Source organism: Veillonella sp. oral taxon 780 str. F0422, assembly GCF_000221605.1.
Lineage (GTDB): Bacteria > Bacillota > Negativicutes > Veillonellales > Veillonellaceae > F0422.
On the sequence record NZ_AFUJ01000022.1, the window covers coordinates 1 to 2,022 of the forward strand.

Sequence of the window (2,022 nt, forward strand, 5' to 3'; positions counted from 1 at the left end):
AAAAGACGATATACAATATCCTTGTCCTTAATGGCCACCGCTTGACCAACTGGTGCAACACGAGATTTATCAGAAAGCACATCGCCTAACCTTCTAACTAGAGTATCAAGTTCTTCCTTGCGCTCTTCACAAAATATCTTGTCGTCAGAAGCTTTTATCATTTTAATCATTTCTTCATGCTCTTCTTTGCTTTCCATGATTGATGACTCATTCGTTACATACGCTTTTCCTGGTTCCATATATACCCCAGTTAGCATAGTATACCCTATCGGCTTTGTTCTGTCATGTCCCAAATTCATAGGAAAAACAGTATTCCACGAGTTATGGTATGCCTTAATAATCGTACTTAATGGCATTATATGATTTTTTCTGTTTATTCCATCTGTCATTGCAACACCTTGATAATTTTCCATTAATCTACCCTCTATCCTCATACACAATCCAAAACATATCTTATTAATAAATTCTAAAGTTATTTATATTATTATACCAAATATCCTATCCTCTATAAAATCATAGCATAAAATATTACAATCTTGTAATCACCGTATTTCTATTAAACTTAGTTTTACTGATCTCTCTGAATCTTCTATATCAAACACATTCTTTTTATCGTAATCTTCGAGGAGCTTATAGTTCTTATGCTTTGTAATATCGAATTTATCTGACAGAAAAGGGCGTACACCTCTAAGCTGAAAGATACATTTGCCACCATCCATCACTGTAATCTCGTCCTGACTCATCAGCTCTTTCCCAGTCTTTTGATAATTAAGTCCAAAGCTCTTTTAATTGCTCCTTGTTTCCGATGTATTATAAATATCTATCATTTCCTTACCAAGTGTTTCGGAAAGATCTTTAAGTATAGTTTTCTTCTTCCACCGAGAAACAAGGTGCTATCACAGTTACCTACAATGGTGTCGGCATTATCCTTATAGATTGTCTTTAGTTGAGATTGTGCCTGTAAAATAACGCTTGCAGAAATCGCTCTACTTCTGATTATGGCAATCAGCTTTTAAAACTTCGGAATTAAGCCGATATTTGTAAACTCATCGAGTAGACATCTTACATCAACAGGAAGTCTACCTCCATACTCATCATCTGCCTTATCACAAAGTAGGTTAAATAACTATGAGTACATAATAGACACTACAAAGTTAAAGGTATCATCGGTATCTGAGATAATAACAAAGAATGTTGTTTATCTATCTCCCAGTGTATCATACTCAAGTTCATCCCCACTCATCAAGTCTCGTAATTCCTAAATATCAAAGGATGAAAGTCCTGCACCACATGATATAAGAATCGATTTGGCAGTTTTTCTCGCAGCCAATTTGTACTTTTTATATTGCCACACTGCAAAGTGTGTCAGCTCTCTTTTCTCAATTGCTTCAAAGAGTCTATCTATGGGGTTCATATAGGTTTCATCATCTTCTCTGACTTCAGAAGTATCTATCATATCGAGTATATTCAAGCATCTTACCGCACTCAAGGACTATAGTTCCTTTAGGATCGGTTACACAATATGACGAGTGCATCTACATAAGATTCGGTTTTACATAAAATCTCGTTTTTCCACTTCCTGTTCCACCGATTACAAGCACATTTTTGTTACGATCATATTTAGGATTAGCCGGTCTGCCATTCATGGTTAATCATTCTGTTTGCGTAAGCAGGATATTGTTTTAAAACTTTTCATCCATATATGGCTCTATATCTTTTTTCGTTCCCTATCTTGCTGAGCCATACTTTTTCCCCTGTCTAAACTTTTTAGCATTTTTTCCTTTGGTATATACGATAATTTTCATTAAAACAGCTACTACCACGCACATTATAATATCCGTAGGATGAAGGCTTAGAAGAAAGCTCATCGTATTAATCCCTAATATCCCTTGAAAAATTTTGTCAATAATAACGCCACCTATATAGGCTCTTACATTCTAACATCATCGTTAGTAAAAGCAACTCATTTTGCCCTATAACCTGATCTTCTCAAAAAAGAAAAGCATACAGCCTCCATCATGG

Annotated in this window: 1 protein-coding gene and 1 pseudogene; both read right to left on the bottom strand. The window is 35.2% G+C overall.

Translation table 11 applies throughout. The annotated features are described in order from the left end of the window. The coding region (locus HMPREF9200_RS02620) for a hypothetical protein (protein ID WP_038144539.1) at window positions 1-413 on the bottom strand (413 nt) is incomplete at its 3' end. 129 nt (window positions 414-542) lie between these two features. Then, a pseudogene (locus HMPREF9200_RS08935) lies at window positions 543-1,865 on the bottom strand (VirD4-like conjugal transfer protein, CD1115 family); the annotation flags it as partial. Between the last annotated feature and the right edge of the window lie 157 nt (window positions 1,866-2,022).